Origin of the sequence: Aneurinibacillus terranovensis DSM 18919 (assembly GCF_000430625.1) — a bacterium.
Lineage (GTDB): Bacteria > Bacillota > Bacilli > Aneurinibacillales > Aneurinibacillaceae > Aneurinibacillus_B > Aneurinibacillus_B terranovensis.
In genome coordinates this window covers 78,860-94,820 of record NZ_AUMJ01000016.1, presented here as the reverse complement: position 1 = coordinate 94,820, position 15,961 = coordinate 78,860, and the positions used below count along the sequence as shown (strand labels likewise).

The 15,961-nt window shown below is 46.5% G+C and carries 13 protein-coding genes and 2 pseudogenes; 14 read left to right on the top strand and 1 reads right to left on the bottom strand.

All coding sequences use genetic code 11. The features are described 5' to 3' along the window. Window positions 1-59: 59 nt before the first annotated feature. A pseudogene (locus tag H525_RS22675) lies at window positions 60-761 on the top strand (group II intron maturase-specific domain-containing protein); the annotation flags it as partial. Window positions 762-886: 125 nt separating this feature from the next. On the opposite strand, the gene H525_RS22670 reads toward H525_RS22675, so the two are convergent. Next, window positions 887-1,378, bottom strand: a complete 492-nt coding sequence (locus tag H525_RS22670) for a hypothetical protein (RefSeq protein WP_051330772.1) — start codon at window positions 1,376-1,378, stop codon at window positions 887-889. Between the two features lie 257 nt (window positions 1,379-1,635). On the opposite strand from H525_RS22670, the gene H525_RS0103540 reads away from it, so the two are divergent. The 13 genes and pseudogenes from H525_RS0103540 to H525_RS0103485 all read left to right on the top strand — a co-directional run bounded on the left by H525_RS0103540 (window position 1,636) and on the right by H525_RS0103485 (window position 15,844). Beyond that, window positions 1,636-2,457: an STAS domain-containing protein gene (locus H525_RS0103540; protein WP_027415056.1), complete on the top strand. Its 822-nt coding sequence runs from the start codon at window positions 1,636-1,638 to the stop codon at window positions 2,455-2,457. 263 nt (window positions 2,458-2,720) lie between these two features. After that, window positions 2,721-3,677 (top strand): YybS family protein, encoded by a 957-nt coding sequence (locus H525_RS0103535; RefSeq protein ID WP_027415055.1) that lies wholly within the window; start codon window positions 2,721-2,723, stop codon window positions 3,675-3,677. 11 nt (window positions 3,678-3,688) lie between these two features. Then, entirely contained in the window at window positions 3,689-5,650 is a 1,962-nt protein-coding gene (locus tag H525_RS0103530) for a DHH family phosphoesterase (protein WP_027415054.1), read from the top strand. Next, window positions 5,647-6,090, top strand: a complete 444-nt coding sequence (rplI, locus tag H525_RS0103525; RefSeq protein ID WP_027415053.1) for a 50S ribosomal protein L9 — start codon at window positions 5,647-5,649, stop codon at window positions 6,088-6,090. Before H525_RS0103530 ends, rplI begins: the two co-directional genes overlap by 4 nt. Window positions 6,091-6,106: 16 nt before the next feature. Beyond that, on the top strand, window positions 6,107-7,447 hold the full coding sequence (gene dnaB, locus H525_RS0103520; RefSeq protein WP_027415052.1) for a replicative DNA helicase: 1,341 nt from the start codon (window positions 6,107-6,109) through the stop codon (window positions 7,445-7,447). Between the two features lie 163 nt (window positions 7,448-7,610). Beyond that, window positions 7,611-8,900 carry an adenylosuccinate synthase gene (locus tag H525_RS0103515; protein WP_027415051.1) on the top strand — a complete coding sequence of 430 codons (1,290 nt, stop codon included), beginning with the start codon at window positions 7,611-7,613 and terminating at the stop codon, window positions 8,898-8,900. Window positions 8,901-8,967: 67 nt separating this feature from the next. Next, window positions 8,968-9,675, top strand: a complete 708-nt coding sequence (gene yycF / locus H525_RS0103510; RefSeq protein ID WP_027415050.1) for a response regulator YycF — start codon at window positions 8,968-8,970, stop codon at window positions 9,673-9,675. 3 nt (window positions 9,676-9,678) lie between these two features. Beyond that, window positions 9,679-10,992 (top strand): annotated as a pseudogene (locus tag H525_RS0103505) (histidine kinase dimerization/phospho-acceptor domain-containing protein); the annotation flags it as partial. Window positions 10,993-11,058: 66 nt separating this feature from the next. Next, entirely contained in the window at window positions 11,059-11,505 is a 447-nt protein-coding gene (locus H525_RS29285; RefSeq protein ID WP_425387643.1) for a sensor histidine kinase, read from the top strand. After that, on the top strand, window positions 11,498-12,877 hold the full coding sequence (locus H525_RS0103500) for a YycH family regulatory protein (RefSeq protein ID WP_027415048.1): 1,380 nt from the start codon (window positions 11,498-11,500) through the stop codon (window positions 12,875-12,877). The genes H525_RS29285 and H525_RS0103500 overlap by 8 nt, the downstream gene beginning before the upstream one ends. Next, window positions 12,864-13,673 carry a two-component system regulatory protein YycI gene (locus H525_RS22665; protein WP_051330771.1) on the top strand — a complete coding sequence of 270 codons (810 nt, stop codon included), beginning with the start codon at window positions 12,864-12,866 and terminating at the stop codon, window positions 13,671-13,673. Before H525_RS0103500 ends, H525_RS22665 begins: the two co-directional genes overlap by 14 nt. Before the next feature lie 17 nt (window positions 13,674-13,690). After that, window positions 13,691-14,488 carry an MBL fold metallo-hydrolase gene (locus H525_RS0103490; protein WP_027415047.1) on the top strand — a complete coding sequence of 266 codons (798 nt, stop codon included), beginning with the start codon at window positions 13,691-13,693 and terminating at the stop codon, window positions 14,486-14,488. Window positions 14,489-14,602: 114 nt separating this feature from the next. Further along, window positions 14,603-15,844 (top strand): S1C family serine protease, encoded by a 1,242-nt coding sequence (locus H525_RS0103485; protein ID WP_027415046.1) that lies wholly within the window; start codon window positions 14,603-14,605, stop codon window positions 15,842-15,844. Window positions 15,845-15,961: the final 117 nt, after the last annotated feature.

The window sequence follows — 15,961 nt, the reverse complement described above, 5'->3', positions numbered from 1 at the left end:
AGTAAATGAGGCAAATAGATGGAGGGGAAGATAATGTTCTTACTCGGGGAGATCTGTCTGGTACGCCGCAAGGCGGTCCATTAAGTCCACTTCTGTCTAATATTGTGCTGGATGAACTAGATAAGGAATTGGAAAAGCGAGGACATAAATTTGTCCGCTATGCAGACGATTGTAATATCTACGTTCGTACCCGCAAAGCAGGAGAACGGGTAAAAGCATCGGTTACCATCTTTATTGAAGAAACGTTGAAACTAAAAGTGAATCAAGAAAAGAGTGCGATAGACCGTCCGTGGAAACGAAAGTTTCTTGGCTTTAGCTTTTCCTTTCATCTCAAACCGAAAGTCCGTATCGCAACGCAATCCATACAGCGAATCAAACAGAAAATCCGCCAGATTACATCTCGGAAGAGACCGGTTTTTCTCGGTGACAGAATCGAGGAACTGAACGAGTATTTGATGGGATGGCTGGGATACTTTGCGCTGGCAGATACGCCAAGTATTTTCAAACGACTAGATGAATGGGTTCGCAGGCGACTGAGAATGTGCTTATGGAAACAATGAAAACTTCCCCGCACAAAAGTAAAAAGGCTCATCGCTTTAGGAGTGCCTAAAGGAAAAGCCTACGAATGGGGAAGCTCCCGCAAGGGATACTGGCGTATTTCGAAAAGTCCTGTACTGCACAGAACGTTGGACAATCGATTCTTCGAATCGTATCAACTTAAGAGTCTGGCAAAACGATATGACTCCTTACGGAGTACGTAATGAATCGCCGTATACCAAACGGTACGTACGGTGGTGTGAGAAGTCGGGGGTTCATCGCCCCCTCCTACTCGATTATGCGCCCGATACAGGCAGCATAGTAACAAGATTCGGTTGTCTTGCCTGCCTTAAGATTGAGTTTGGGATGCAGCTTTTTTTGCTTGATGCTTGGCTTTCCATTGAGCTTTAAGCTGATCTACAGTGATCCCTTGTTTCTTGGCGATTTCTTCTAATTTGGCTTCGCCTTTTGCTTTAAGCTGCGCCTTTAATTGATCTACAGTGATTCCCTGGGCTTTTGCTTGTTGTTCCAGCTTTGCCTCACGTGCAGCTTTATTCTTTGCTCGCAATTGCGTTTTTAATTGATCTACTGTAATACCCTGGGCTTTTGCCTCTTGTTCCAGTTTAGCTTCAAATTTTGCTTTAAGCTGTGCTTTTAACTGTTGTACGGTAATGCCTTGTGCTTTTGCTTGCTGAGCAAGCTTAGCCTCGTATTGAGCGTTATGAGCATGGGCGGACGGGGCAGCACTGGTTGCAGGTGTCGCAGCAAATACGGAACCAACGGAAGCCAGGGCAAACATCGCACCTAAAGATACGCCAACTACTTTCTTTTTCATGTTCATTAGAAAGTCCTCCTTTATATTATGGTTTAGCGTATAAGAAAGTAGAACTTTCTTATACGCATATGTGCAGCTAAGTCTATCGCCTGCGCCTTTAGCTTGGCGTTAGCCTGCTGACCAACTTTTCTTTGACGGGATAAGCATACCTTTTTATTGTGTCAGGCATATGTCATATTTTAAAAAAATGAAAAACTAATTTTTATTTATCGTTTTTCATATATAATTCAATTATTATAGTGATTTAACAGGAGGAAAAGAAGTTGGGGTCCATTTCAGATATTGCTGCATATCTTATTGAAAACGCAAAATCACTCGCTATTGAAATCGTTGAGCAAATCACTCAACAAATGAAATTGGAACTTGCCAAAGAACAAAAAGCAACGGGAACCGTGTTTTATGTCGAATTCATTAAATTTTTAGGAGAGTCTCTAATCTGCGAGGATGGGGAGGTACCGCCGGATTTTATTGCATGGAACAGGATGCATGGAGAACGTGAAGCGAATATGGGAAAAAAATCTTCCGATGTTCTTGTGTTTTATCCGACGGTTCGGGGAATTTTCATTCAGTCTATCGCTAAAATTTGCCTGGATCATGGGCTTTCTACGGAAGAACTCATCTTTGTTAATAAGCGAATCAACTTCACTCTTGATATTGGCGTCAATGAAATAATTCGCTCGTTTGATCATTTTAAAGAAAAAATTATGAAAGCAGTACAAGAAGAAATGAACGAATTATCAGCGCCAATTGTGCCGGTTCATGAGGGGGTCGCGATACTTCCGCTCATCGGGACGATAGATACTTACAGGGCAAAATATATTCTGGAGAAGGTCATTCCAAAGGTTGCCCAGTTAAAAATAGAAAATCTGATCATTGATTTTTCCGGAATTCATACAATTGATACAATGGTGACAAAGCATATATTTAAAATGCACGATGTTCTCCGGCTGCTGGGGATTCATGCGACCCTGACGGGAATACGCCCAGAACTGGCCCGGACAGTGACTGAAATCGGGATGGATTTACCGTCGATTACATCGTATACTACCGTTCAGAAAGCATTGGAAATCATAAAGAAAAAATAAAACAAATGTATGGGTTTGCTGTTGAAACCGTCTTTTATTTTTCTTCAAGTCTTTTTGCTGACTGTTTGATTTTGCCGATTTCAGCTTTCATTTCAGTAATATGGTTTATGAGCGTAAAAAATATGTGGAATATTATAGTTAAAATAAAATAGACCAATACTATAATAGGACAGTGGGATCATTCTTACTGTTTTTTTCGGTGTATAGGATAGTATAAATATTCTTTGATGTTTAAGGATCTGCCGGGAGGTGTATACATAAAAATGCGGAATAACGTAAGAGAACTGCTGGAGGGTGCATTCATGAGCGCCGTCTTTCTTATCCTCTTTTTACTTACATTCTATACTCCGCTGGGAATCGCTTCAGTCTTTGTTTTACCGGTTCCCTTAACGCTGTATGCGTATCGTCACAGCGGGAAAGGCAGATTGGTAACCTTTCTTGCCGTGATGTTCTTATCGTTTATTTTTACCAGCTTTTCCGGTGTCACATTGGCTTTGCCGGCTGCTGTACTCGGTTTAGTCATGGGAGGGGCTTACCGAAATAGGAAACCAAGTGGACAGGTTATCATTCTGGGAACCATTGTATCTCTCGCCCTCTTCTTTATAAGCCTGACTATTTCCATCTGGATTTTCCACGTGAACCCAATCGAACTTGCCGTAAATGCATCCAAGGAAGCGATTAAACAAATTCAAGCACAGATGGGGGCTGTTGTGGATGGTCAAAGGGCGGCCCAGCCGGGCCAACAGCAATCCTTGCAGCAGTTGCTGCAAACGGTGCCGGGTCTCATGAGGATGATTATTCCTTCTTCTGCCATTCTTTATTCACTTTTAAGCGCTGTGGCGAATCATGCGATTTCCCGCCGTGTTTTAAAGCGAATGGGGACGCTCATTCAGCCTCTGCCTCCGCTACGGGATTTGCGCTTTCCGCGTTCTATTCTGTATTATTATTTTATTGTACTGCTTATGCTTGCCGTTCCCGCGATCTCCCAATACGGTTTTCTTCATGCGGTTGCCGTAAATGTTAACTTGTTAATGATATTTGCCTTTTTACTTCAGGCATTGTCCCTGGTTGCTGCACTTTTTTACCGGAAGGGATGGAGCAAAGCTTTACTGGTTGTGGTTGTCTTGATATTCCTTCTTTCACCGTTTGCCTATATACTAATACTAGTAGGGATGATAGATGTAGGGTTTAATCTCCGCAACCGACTTTTTCTAAAATAGGAGCTGAGTGTATGCCGAAGTTCCTGTCAAAACGCTGGTACGGATTCCATATCATATTGGCTTTTGCTTATGGTTTATTGGCAGCCGGCCTGCTTGCTTTCTTTATTCGTTGGTATGCAGGGCTTGCCGGCCTTCTTGTATTGCTTATCATGTTGTTTTTCACCGTTCGAAATCAGCGGGCTGCTGAAGACGAACTGGAATCTTATATTCAAACACTTACCCATCGGATCAAAAAGGCAAGTGATGAAGTCATTAATCGAATGCCAATCGGTATTCTGCTCCTGGACCAGGAAAGGAAAATCGAGTGGTATAACCCGCTTATTCAGCAAATGACTGAAGACAATGAGCTGATAGGAAAGCACTTGCTTGATGTGTTTCCTCCGCTTGCCGATGTGACGGAAGAGACGCAAAAAGCTGAAATTACGTATAAAAACCGGATTTACCAAGTGCTGTTTCGCCCGGAAGAACGTCTGCTTTATTTTACGGATATTACCGATTACAAAGAATTGCTTATGCATTACAATGAAGGGAAGCTGGTCTTGGCGATCGTATATCTTGATAACCTGGATGAGGTAGCTCAGGGGTTGGATGAGCAGGTACGCAGTATGCTTCTCACCAATGTAACAGGCCTTATTACGAAGTGGGCGCACAAGTACGACATTTATTTAAAAAGGATGTCATCCGATAAATTTATCGCTGTCCTGGATGAGGGAACGCTGCATCAACTAGAGGAGACCCGATTTGACATTCTGGATCAGGTACGGGAAATGACCGGGAAAAATAAGGTTCCGCTTACATTAAGCATCGGTGTCGGTGCCGGAAGGGATATGTTTATCGAACTTGGCGAAATGGCTCAATCAAGCCTTGATGTCGCGTTAGGACGCGGCGGGGACCAGGCGGCCATTAAGAATGGCGATAAACTTACGTTTTATGGCGGGAAATCCAATGCGGTTGAGAAGCGGAACAGGGTTCGTGCGCGCGTGATTTCTCACGCGCTGCGCGATTTAATCCTGGAAAGCGACCATATTTTAATCATGGGCCATAGAATGCCTGATATGGATGCTATCGGTGCGGCAATCGGCGTGTTGAAGGCTGTCCACGCCAATGAAAAAGAAGGATATATCTTGCTGGATGAGAGCAATCCGGCAATCGAGCGTTTAATACAGGAAGTAGAAGAGCATGAAATGCTTGGCCATTACTTTATAACAAGTGAACAGGCTGTGCAGATGGTTACCCGGCGAACGCTTGTTGTAGTCGTTGATACCCATCGTCCTTCGATGGTGATTGAGCCCCGTTTGCTTACATCTACCAGCAAGGTGGTGTTAATTGACCACCATAGAAGATCGGCTGATGAATTTATTTCGGACCCTGTGCTCATCTATTTGGAGCCCTATGCATCATCAACGAGTGAGCTTGTCACCGAACTTTTGCAGTATCAGAATGAGAAATTATCGATGGATGTGCTGGAAGCGACCGCCCTGCTGGCGGGGATTGTCGTTGATACGAAAAGTTTTGCGTTTCGGACGGGCTCCCGGACATTTGAAGCGGCTTCTTTTCTACGCCGCAAAGGGGCCGATACAAACCTGCTTCAGACGCTGCTAAAGGAAGATTTGGATCAATATATCCGCCGCTCGGAGATTTTGCAGAATACGCAAGTGTACCAATCGATAGCCATTGCCCGCGGAAAAGACGGGCAAACGTATGGCCAGCTCCTGATTGCTCAGGCGGCGGATACACTATTGACGATGGCGGGCATTGAAGCGGCTTTTGTTGTATGTAAACGGCCGGATGAAATGATTGGGATTAGTGCCAGGTCGCTTGGTGATTTTAACGTCCAGTTAATCATGGAGAAGCTGGGAGGTGGCGGCCATATTAACAATGCCGCAACCCAGATAAAAAATAGTACGGTCGATGAAGCTGTCGCCCAATTAAAAGAGATTATCTTCAATAATCAGGGGGGAAAACAAAAATGAAAGTCATCTTTACACAGGATGTGAAAGGCCAGGGTAAAAAAGGAGAAATTAAGGAAGTTTCCGAAGGGTATGCCCGCAATTTTTTATTGAAGCAAGGCCTTGCTAAGGTAGCGACAGAGGGTAACGTGAAAATGCAGGAAGCTCATCAAAAGAGCGAAATAAAGCGCAAGGAACAGGAGTTAGAAGACGCAAAAGAACTGGCGAAAATCGTAGCGGAAACGACCATCACTATTAAAGCAAAGTCAGGGGAAGGCGGGCGCTTGTTTGGTGCGGTCAGCACCAAACAAATCGCGGATGAATTGAAAAAAACGAAGTTGAATATCGATAAACGCAAGCTGATGCTTGATGAACCGATTCGTACGTTAGGCTATACGGATGTCCCTGTGAAATTGCACCACGAAGTTACAGCGACACTGAAGGTTCACGTCGTTGAAGAGTAGAATTGAGGGATAGACAATGAGCGATCTCTTTCAAGATCGTATTCCGCCCCAGAACATAGAGGCGGAACAGGCTGTTTTAGGGGCTATTTTTTTGGAGCACGAGGCACTGATTACCGCACAGGATATATTGATGCCAGAGGATTTTTACCGGACCGCTCACCAGCGTATTTTTCATGTGATGGTGAGTCTCGCGGAGCGGTCGGAACCGATTGACCTCGTAACAGTGACGGCTGAGCTTGAGAATCAGAAGCAGCTGGATGAAGTAGGCGGGGTCTCCTATTTGACTGACCTGGCGACTTCGGTTCCAACCGCCTCCAATGTAGAGTACTATGCCCGCATTGTTGAAGAGAAGGCCCTCTTGCGGCGTCTCATTCGTGCCGCCACGAAAATTGCGGCGGACGGATACACGTCAGGCGACGATATTCCATCCATGCTTCATGATGCCGAAAGAAGTATTATGCAGATTGCGCAGCGGCGCCGTGCATCGAGCTTCATACATATCAAGGATGTGTTAACCGAAACATATGAGCAGATCGAGGCGCTTGCCTCCAGCAAAGGCGATATTACCGGAGTGCCGACAGGGTATCCTGACCTTGATAAAATGACCTCCGGGTTGAAACCAGCCGAATTGATTATTCTCGCGGCCCGCCCCAGTGTAGGGAAAACGGCGTTTGCACTCAATGTTGCGCAAAATGTGGCTGCCCGGGCAGGTGCGACTGTTGCGATTTTTAGCCTGGAGATGGCGGCGACCCAGCTTGTGCAGCGGATGATTTGTGCGGAAGGCAATATTGACGCTCAACGTATGCGTACAGGGTACTTTTCAGATGATGACTGGCATAAGCTCACGATGGCTATTGGTACCCTGTCGAATGCACCGATTTATATTGATGACACGCCAGGGATTACAGTGAGTGAAATCAGGGCCAAGTGCCGGCGCTTAAAAACAGAAGTCGGGCTCGGGCTCATTCTTATTGATTACCTGCAGTTAATTACCGGTCGCCGCGGCGGGGATAACCGGCAGCAGGAGATATCCGAGATTTCCCGTACATTAAAGCTGATTGCCCGGGAACTTGAGTGCCCGGTTATCGCTCTGTCACAGCTGAGCCGGGCCGTTGAACAGCGCCAGGACAAGCGCCCGATGTTGTCGGACATCAGGGAAAGTGGAAGCATCGAGCAGGACGCTGACGTGGTAGCGTTCCTCTACCGGGACGATTACTATGATAAAGAAACCGAGAAGAAAAACATCATTGAAGTGATTATAGGCAAGCAGCGGAGCGGGCCAACCGGTACCGTTGAACTGGCTTTTCTTAAGGAGTACAACAAGTTTGTCAGCTTGAGCCATCAATCGGAAAGCTAGGCTGAATATTTTTAAGCAAAATCCTCATGTGAATCATGGGGATTTTTTTATAAATTTATCGAACGAAAAGCAATCATTTTTGTATATTGTTCGTGTTTTTGTTGACAGAGGGGGGGCCGGTTGCTACACTTAATTTGTTAAAAAAGTAGGAGGTGCTCAGCCGATGTCAACCGTAGTAGTGGTAGGATCCCAGTGGGGAGATGAAGGAAAAGGTAAAGTAACCGATTTTCTTGCAGAAAAGGCTGAAGTGGTAGCCCGCTATCAAGGCGGAAATAATGCCGGCCACACCATTGTATTAGATGGCGTGCGATATAAATTAAATACGATTCCATCCGGAATTTTTTACAAAGATAAAATTTGTGTGATCGGAAATGGTATGGTTGTCAATCCGAAAGCGCTTGTGGATGAGTTGGATTACTTACACAGCTACAATGTAGCGGCGGATAACCTTCGAATTAGCGATCGCTGCCATGTGATTATGCCGTACCATCTTAAGCTTGACGGCATAGAGGAAAGCACTAAAGGAGCCAATAAGATTGGGACGACGCTTAAAGGCATTGGACCGGCGTATATGGACAAGGCGGCACGGATTGGAATTCGCATGGCTGACCTGATGGATAAAGCTGAATTCGAGAAAAAGCTCCGCCGCAACCTTGAAGAAAAAAACCGTTTGTTCGAAAAAGTTTATGAAACAGAAGGATTTAAAGCCGAAGATATCCTGGAAGAGTATCTCGGATATGCTGAACGTCTGCGTCAATACGTAACGGATACGTCTGTTGTGCTTAATGACGCAATTGACAGCGGCCGCCGTGTGCTTTTTGAAGGCGCACAGGGTGTTATGCTCGATATTGACCAAGGGACGTATCCGTTTGTCACCTCATCCAATCCTGTTGCGGGTGGCGTTTGTATCGGTTCCGGCGTAGGGCCGACGAAAATCCGCCATGTTGTTGGTGTGGCTAAATCATATACTACCCGTGTTGGAGATGGCCCGTTCCCGACTGAACTTCATGATGAAATCGGTCATCACATCCGTGAGACGGGCAAAGAATACGGCACAGTAACCGGCCGTCCCCGCCGTGTAGGCTGGTTTGACAGCGTGGTTGTTCGCCATGCCCGCCGCGTTAGCGGGATTACCGCCCTGTCTTTAAATTCTCTCGACGTTCTGACCGGAATTGAAACGATTAAAATTTGTGCGGCTTACCGGTTTAAAGGGGAAGTCCTGGAGCACTACCCGGCCAATCTGAATGTACTTGCTGAATGCGAGCCTATTTACGAAGAACTGCCGGGCTGGAAAGAAGATATCACAGGGGTTCGTTCATTAGATGAGCTCCCGGAAAATGCCCGTCACTATGTAGAGCGTGTGACCCAGTTAACGGGTATTCCGCTTTCCATGTTCTCCGTAGGACCTGAACGTGAACAAACGAATGTTGTACGCAGTGTGTATGCATTATAAAATAGAGGTAAAGAACAGCCCGGCTTATTGAAAAGCCGGGTTTTTTTGAGGGTGAGGTAACGCCAGGATGAATCAGAAAATACTTGTGGTTGACGATGAGCGGCCGATTGCCGATATTTTGCAGTTTACGCTGGAAAAAGAGGGCTATGAAGTGGTCTGTGCGTATGATGGCGATGAAGCGATAACTCTGGCAGAAAAAGAGAATCCTGATTTAATTTTGCTCGATATCATGCTGCCCGGTAAAGACGGTATGGAAGTCTGCCGTACGATTCGTCGTACCGCGAATATGCCGATTATTATGCTGACGGCCAAAGACAGCGAGCTTGATAAAGTGATTGGGCTTGAACTTGGGGCGGATGATTATGTAACCAAGCCGTTTGGCAGCCGTGAATTAATGGCCAGGGTGCGGGCTAATCTGCGGCGTCATAAATCCAATGAAGAAACAAATCAAGCCGATCTTTCTTCCCTCCTTACGATTGGACAGCTTACGATTGATACAAAATCATACATCGTACAAAAAAAAGGGCAGCCAATCGAGGTGACCCACCGAGAATTCGCTCTGCTTCACTATCTCGCAAAGAATTGTGGACAGGTCCTTACCCGGGACCATCTCCTGCAGTCTGTATGGGGCTTTGATTATTTTGGTGATGCCCGGACGGTTGACGTGACGATACGAAGACTGCGCGAAAAAATAGAAGACAATCCAGGGTCTCCCCAGTATATTATTACACGCCGGGGGTTGGGCTACGCGATGCGCAGCCCGCAGGAGGAATAGACAATGGGCAGGGTACGTTTTTTTCAAACCGTCCAGTGGAAAGTAGTCGTCCTGTATCTTCTCCTGATTTTAATTGCGATGCAGGTTATCGGAGCGTATTTTATCCGGACGGCCGAAGCGTACTATGTCAACAACTTTAACGATACGCTTAACACGCAGGCGAATCTGCTCGCAGTCAATATTGAGCGTTATCTTGACGGGGAATCGCGGCAGTCGTTTCCCAAAGAAGACATTGATAACCTGATCCATAATCTGTTTGCTCTGCGTGGGGCAGACGTGCAGCTTATCGATCAGAACGGCGTGGTTCTGACGACCACGGAGGAAAATAAAGCATTTGTCGGCCAGAAGAGCACCCGTGCTGAGGTGAACATGGCACTGCTCGGAACGAGAAGTGAATCCGTCCAGTATAATCCGGAGACCGGCCAGCGCGTTAAGGTATTGGCTCTGCCGGTGAAAAAAGGCACAAAGATTCTTGGAGTGCTGTATATGGTCGCCTCCATGGAAGAAATGTACAGTACGATGCGCAAAATCAACAGCATCTTTGCTACCGGAACTGGCCTGGCGCTCCTTTTGACGGCAGGGCTGGGGATTATCCTTGCGCGGACGATAACAACGCCGGTAAAGGAAATTACCCGGCAGGCGAATGCGATGGCTAATGGGGATTTTAACCGGCGTGTGCGCATTTATTCAGGTGATGAAATCGGCCAGCTCGGTGAAACGTTTAACGACTTGGCGAGGCGTTTGAAAAAGGCACTTGCACAGACAGAGGAAGAAAAAGAAAAGCTTTCTTCCATTCTCGCGAATATGAGTGACGGCGTGATTGCTACGGATGGAGACAACAATATCATCTTGATTAATGCGCCTGCTCAGCGGATGATTAATGTACCTTATCAGCAGGCTCTCGGGAAAAATCTGTATCAATTGTTTAATATCCCAACCGATGGTGATGAAGCGGACCTCTTATTTGAAGGAACCGGAACACTTGTAATGGATATGGAAATTGAAGGGGAAGAGCGGCTGATCAGCCTTACTTTTACATCCCTTAAAGGCAGGCATGACGAAGAAAAGGAAACCGGGATTATCGCGGTTATCCAGGATGTAACAGAGCAGGAATCCCTGAACCGGGAGCGGAAGGAATTTGTCGCCAATGTTTCCCATGAACTCCGCACGCCACTTACCACGCTAAAAAGCTATCTCGAAGCTCTCGAGGAAGGAGTGGTGGATGACCCGGATATTTCCCGCAGATTCTTGCGCGTCCTTTTGAATGAAACGGACCGGATGACCCGCCTTGTCAATGATTTGCTGCAGCTTTCCCGCTTTGACGCCGGCCAGAATCTCATTGACCAGCGGGCCATTAATGTGCAGCGTCTCTTTATTGATTTAATGGAACGTTTCGCTGTAAAGAGCCAGCAGGAAGATATTCAGATAGAGGTTGAATATCCGGATGGTGAAGACCTGCCGCTCATATGGGCAGACAGGGACGGTGTCATTCAGGTTCTTGATAACTTGCTGTCCAACGCCATGAAATATTCTAATAAAGGAACACGTATTACCCTGCGGGCATGCAGGCGGGGGGAATGGCTGGCGATTGAAGTTATTGATGAAGGCATAGGGATTCCCCGCCGCGATCTCGAGAGAATTTTTGAGCGGTTTTACCGGGTGGATAAAGCGCGAAGCCGCAGCATGGGGGGAACGGGGCTCGGCCTGTCGATTGCCCGGCAAATCGTGCTGGCGCACGGTGGAACGATTGAAATCGAAAGTGAATGGCAAAAAGGTACCAAGGTGAGGTTTACACTTCCGGTTTGTGAGGAGGTGGAGGTCGATGATTGAACAGGTTAAAACAGTTCTTCTCATTCTGCTTATTGGTTTGAGCTTTGTGCTTTCCGGGTTAATCTGGAATGACCAACCGCGCCTTGATAATCTGGGTCCATCAAGGTATATAGCACCGCAGCCTATCGGGCATACGGAACAAATGACTGATTTTGTACAGCCGTCGGCGCTTATTTTTCATAGCGGGGACGGTCACCACAAAAAAGCGCTCCCTACTACGCTGCCCTATAAAAAATTTCACGAGGAAATGAGCAAATGGTATTTCTATGATGTAGCGGAGGTGAAATTCAGCGGGGAGGAATGGGATCATCTCCTGACAAAGCAGAAAGGGATTGAAGTAATTTACCGGGACTCGATTCCCATGGATATCTTCGGTCAACTTTTTACGATTAGAGGCCGGCTTGACAGTAATTTTCACGGGATTACGCGGGTTTGGCTCTACAGCAGCAAAGAGGAAAATATGTCCTATGCGCTGTTTATTTCCGATTTGGACAGGCGGATGCTGCGGGCACGAATCACTATCTCCCCTTCTGATATGGATGGAATGTATTCAAAATGGGGGGGGCGTAATCTTCCTGAACAGCTGGTCTATCGTGCCCCGTCGGAAGCGCCGGGCGAACCGTCCACTCGCGCTTTTTTGCACCCGATCTACTTGCCGAAAGATCAGGCAAACATGTACCGTTTTCGGTATTTCTATCAGCCATTAACGATTCGCCAGGTGATTGAAACTTTTTTTGTTGATCCGAATCTGACGAGGGAAGTAACGGAGCGTGACGGGACAATGATCTATACCGACGGGAGCAAGGTTGTATCGATTCCACCGCACCAGAAGTATCTGCTCTACCGGGATCCGGCGCAAGAAGGGAGTAATCAAAATGAAGGGCCCAGTGTTGATTCGCTGAATGCGGCTATTATGTTTGTGAATCAGCATGGAGGTTGGACAGGCAGCTACTGTCTTGAATCGACCGAAAGCCGCCAGCGCAAGCAGGGGGCTGTCACCTATCAATTCCGCCCACAGATTGATTCATATCCTCTATACGGGGATCAATTCGGAGAGAATACGGTGCTTCTTCAAACAAGCGGAACCGCGGTGGTTGGATTTCAGCGGCCGATGCTGCAGCTGGATACGTATTTTGAGCGGGTACCGGTTACGGTTATGTCCGGCTCTGAGCTTATTCATTTGATAAATAAATCCCATGTGAATCAGCAGCAAATTACCGGAATTGAGCTTGGATTTAAAATGCATATTGTGTATGATTTTATGGAAATTCGCCCGGTGTGGGTTATTCAACGTTTAAGTGACAGCCCGTTGTTTATTAATGCGGCGGTATCCGGGAAAACGAGAGGAGGCGGCGGCAATGGATTGGAGTAGGGCAAAAACCATCCTGATTCTGTCCTTTCTCCTGTTGGATATTTTTCTTGCGTATCAGATTATCAGTGCCCAGAACCGCTGGATTGAAACGGAACCGCAAAGCGAGTTGATTCCTTCGAGCTTTGATGAATTGTTAAAAACGCGCCATATCACGCTCAAAGCCGATATTTCAAAAGATACGCCGGAGATGCATTATATTAACATACGATTTACTTCCTTATCCGAATATGTGCAGATGCTTCCCGATCAGCGCATTGAATCGAACGGAAACGGTGTGATTTCGGTTTTCCCAAACCCGGTACCGGTGTCTGATTCCATCAATCAGGAAGATTGGTTGAAGAACACGCAGCCATACATCGCTTTTTTGCCGGGTTATGTGTACGATAAAGAGAGGAGTACGCCAACTGTCCGCCGGTATCTGCAGCTCAATCAGGTTTACCCTATGTTTAGCGCTCCGCTTGAAATTGTGGTAGACCACAAAAAAGCCCTCGGCTACCGTCAGATTCATATGCAGGTGATTAATCAGGGAATGGGGCGGAAAGTCATTTCGGCTTATACTGCTCTGCGTACCCTGCTTGATAACGGATATATCCGGTACGGTGAGGAAATTACCGGGATTTCTATCGGGTATTACGGGCATACGTATGATGCCGATATTCAAGTGCTGGCACCGGTTTGGCGCGTGATTCATAACGGTGAAGTACATTATGTGAACGGCATTACCGGAGCCGTCGAACAGGCTCCTCCCCTTGAAAAAAATATTAATATCTCCAATAATAATGATATGACAAAGTAAGAGGAGCAACCATCTTCATGAAATTTAGCGTGCTTGCCAGTGGTAGTACTGGCAATTCATTTTTTATTGAATCGAAAGACAGTAAGTTGTTAGTAGATGCCGGGTTAAGTGGTAAACAAATAGAAGGTTTGCTGGCCGAAGTGGACCGAAATGCCGCAGATTTGGACGCGATTCTTATCACCCATGAACACAAGGACCACATTAAAGGGGTAGGCGTGTTGGCCAGACGCTACCAGCTGCCCATATACGCGAACAGCAAGACATGGGCGGAATTAGATGAGCAGTTGGGGACGATTAGTGAAAACCAGCGCATGATTATGGAAATAGGGGAGGTGCTGCAGTTCGCGGATATGACCGTTGAATCATATGGAACGTCGCATGACGCGGCTGAGCCAATGGGCTTTTGTTTCTATGAAGAAGATAATAAAGTAAGCCTGACAACGGATTTGGGTTATGTCAGCCAGCGGATTAAGGATACAATTCGGGATTCAGACGCCTATATTTTCGAATCAAATCACGATGTGGAGATGCTTCGAATGGGCGGTTATCCCTGGCATTTAAAACGGCGTATTTTAAGCGATGTAGGGCACCTTTCCAATGAAACAGCAGGAGAAGCACTGTGTGATATTCTTGCGGGTAAGGGCGAAACGATTTACCTTGCTCATTTGAGCAAAGAAAATAATATGACGGAGCTGGCCCGTCTCACTGTCAACAATATTTTACAGGAAAGCGGGTTTAGCGTAGGAGATGATGTGCATCTTGTCGATACATCTCCTGTGCGTCCAACGGTAATGAGAGAAATTACACGTAAGTAGGTTTGCATCTGCTGTTGTGGACGTAATTATTTTCAAAGAATCATAGGTCATACTTTACGATGCAACAAACAAAGCTGAATGAACAAAACGAACAAAAAGAAAGGAGTCATGACCATGGGTTATTATGATGACGATTTCGATTCGCAAAGAAAAAAGCGCGGAGGAGGGACATCAACCTTCTTGACCGCGCTGATTGGAGCCATTATTGGTGGACTCATTGTCCTTATGCTAGTCCCTACCATGATTAAATCGGGCTATCTCTCCGGAGTGCAGAACGCGCTGCCGGGAAATCAGGCGCTGCCAAATGAAAATACAAACACCCCTAATGTTCCCGGTGCCCATTATAACGTGGATGTTAATTCCGGTGTAGTAAATGCGGTGAGCAAAGTTGAAAACGCCGTTGTCGGGGTAATCAACATGCAGTCGAGCAGTGATTTCTGGGGCCAGAATACGGGAAATGTTGAAAAGGGAGTCGGTTCCGGCATTGTGTTCCGTAAGGTAAACGGCAAAGCCTATATCGTGACAAACAATCATGTGATTGAAGGAGCCAATCAGGTTGAAGTATCCCTATCGAACGGCCAGCCCCGCGTCAAAGCGCGAGTGGTTGGGTTTGACCCATTAACGGATTTGGCTGTATTAGAGATTGACAGCAGTAAAGTAACGCAAATAGCTGAGTTTGGCGATTCTTCGAAACTTAAAGTCGGTGAACCTGCGATTGCGATTGGGAACCCGCTCGGAATGGAATTTTCCCGTTCGGTGACGGAAGGGATTATCAGTTCCACGGAGCGGACGATGCCGGTTGACTTAAATGGTGATGGGCAAACAGATTATGAGGTCAACGTTCTGCAGACGGATGCCGCTATTAACCCGGGGAACAGCGGTGGTGCCCTAATTAATATCGCGGGTCAGGTCATTGGGATTAACAGTATGAAAATCTCTGAAACAGGCGTTGAGGGATTGGGCTTTGCGATTCCGATCGATGATGCAAGCCGCATCATTGATGATTTGATTCGCTATCATTCCGTACAGCGTCCGTATATGGGGATTTCACCGGTTGATTTGCAGGAAATTTCACCGGATGAGTGGACCAGTACTCTGAAGCTGCCTTCCGGTGTTCAGAGCGGTGTCGTTATTAAGGATACTACCCAATTCGGCCCTGCTGAAAAAGCCGGCCTTAAGCAGTATGATGTTATTGTCAAGTTGGATAACCAGCCGATCCAAAATTCGGCCGAGCTTCGTAAATATTTGTATACAAAGCGCGCAGGCGATACGATTCAGGTTACCTTCTACCGCGGTGCACAGGAAAAAACAGTGAGTGTTGTCTTGGCAAAAGAGCCGAGGAATGTGAATAAGTAAGAGAACGGATAGGAAAAAGTTCGTTAAGAAAGATGCTTAAAGCAATCGCAACAGTAGCCGCAAAGCAATAGAGTGGAAGCAAATAGGGCAATTGCGGCTAAAATACGGAGTAAATGA

Coding starts and splice junctions, on each gene's coding strand:
- H525_RS22670 (WP_051330772.1), bottom strand. CDS start 1,378: ATGAACATGAAAAAGAAAGTAGTTGGCGTATCTTTAGGTGCGATGTTT.
- H525_RS0103515 (WP_027415051.1), top strand. CDS start 7,611: ATGTCAACCGTAGTAGTGGTAGGATCCCAGTGGGGAGATGAAGGAAAA.
- H525_RS0103530 (WP_027415054.1), top strand. CDS start 3,689: ATGCCGAAGTTCCTGTCAAAACGCTGGTACGGATTCCATATCATATTG.
- H525_RS29285 (WP_425387643.1), top strand. CDS start 11,059: ATGGAACGTTTCGCTGTAAAGAGCCAGCAGGAAGATATTCAGATAGAG.
- H525_RS0103490 (WP_027415047.1), top strand. CDS start 13,691: ATGAAATTTAGCGTGCTTGCCAGTGGTAGTACTGGCAATTCATTTTTT.
- H525_RS22665 (WP_051330771.1), top strand. CDS start 12,864: ATGGATTGGAGTAGGGCAAAAACCATCCTGATTCTGTCCTTTCTCCTG.
- H525_RS0103485 (WP_027415046.1), top strand. CDS start 14,603: ATGGGTTATTATGATGACGATTTCGATTCGCAAAGAAAAAAGCGCGGA.
- H525_RS0103500 (WP_027415048.1), top strand. CDS start 11,498: ATGATTGAACAGGTTAAAACAGTTCTTCTCATTCTGCTTATTGGTTTG.
- yycF (WP_027415050.1), top strand. CDS start 8,968: ATGAATCAGAAAATACTTGTGGTTGACGATGAGCGGCCGATTGCCGAT.
- dnaB (WP_027415052.1), top strand. CDS start 6,107: ATGAGCGATCTCTTTCAAGATCGTATTCCGCCCCAGAACATAGAGGCG.
- rplI (WP_027415053.1), top strand. CDS start 5,647: ATGAAAGTCATCTTTACACAGGATGTGAAAGGCCAGGGTAAAAAAGGA.
- H525_RS0103535 (WP_027415055.1), top strand. CDS start 2,721: ATGCGGAATAACGTAAGAGAACTGCTGGAGGGTGCATTCATGAGCGCC.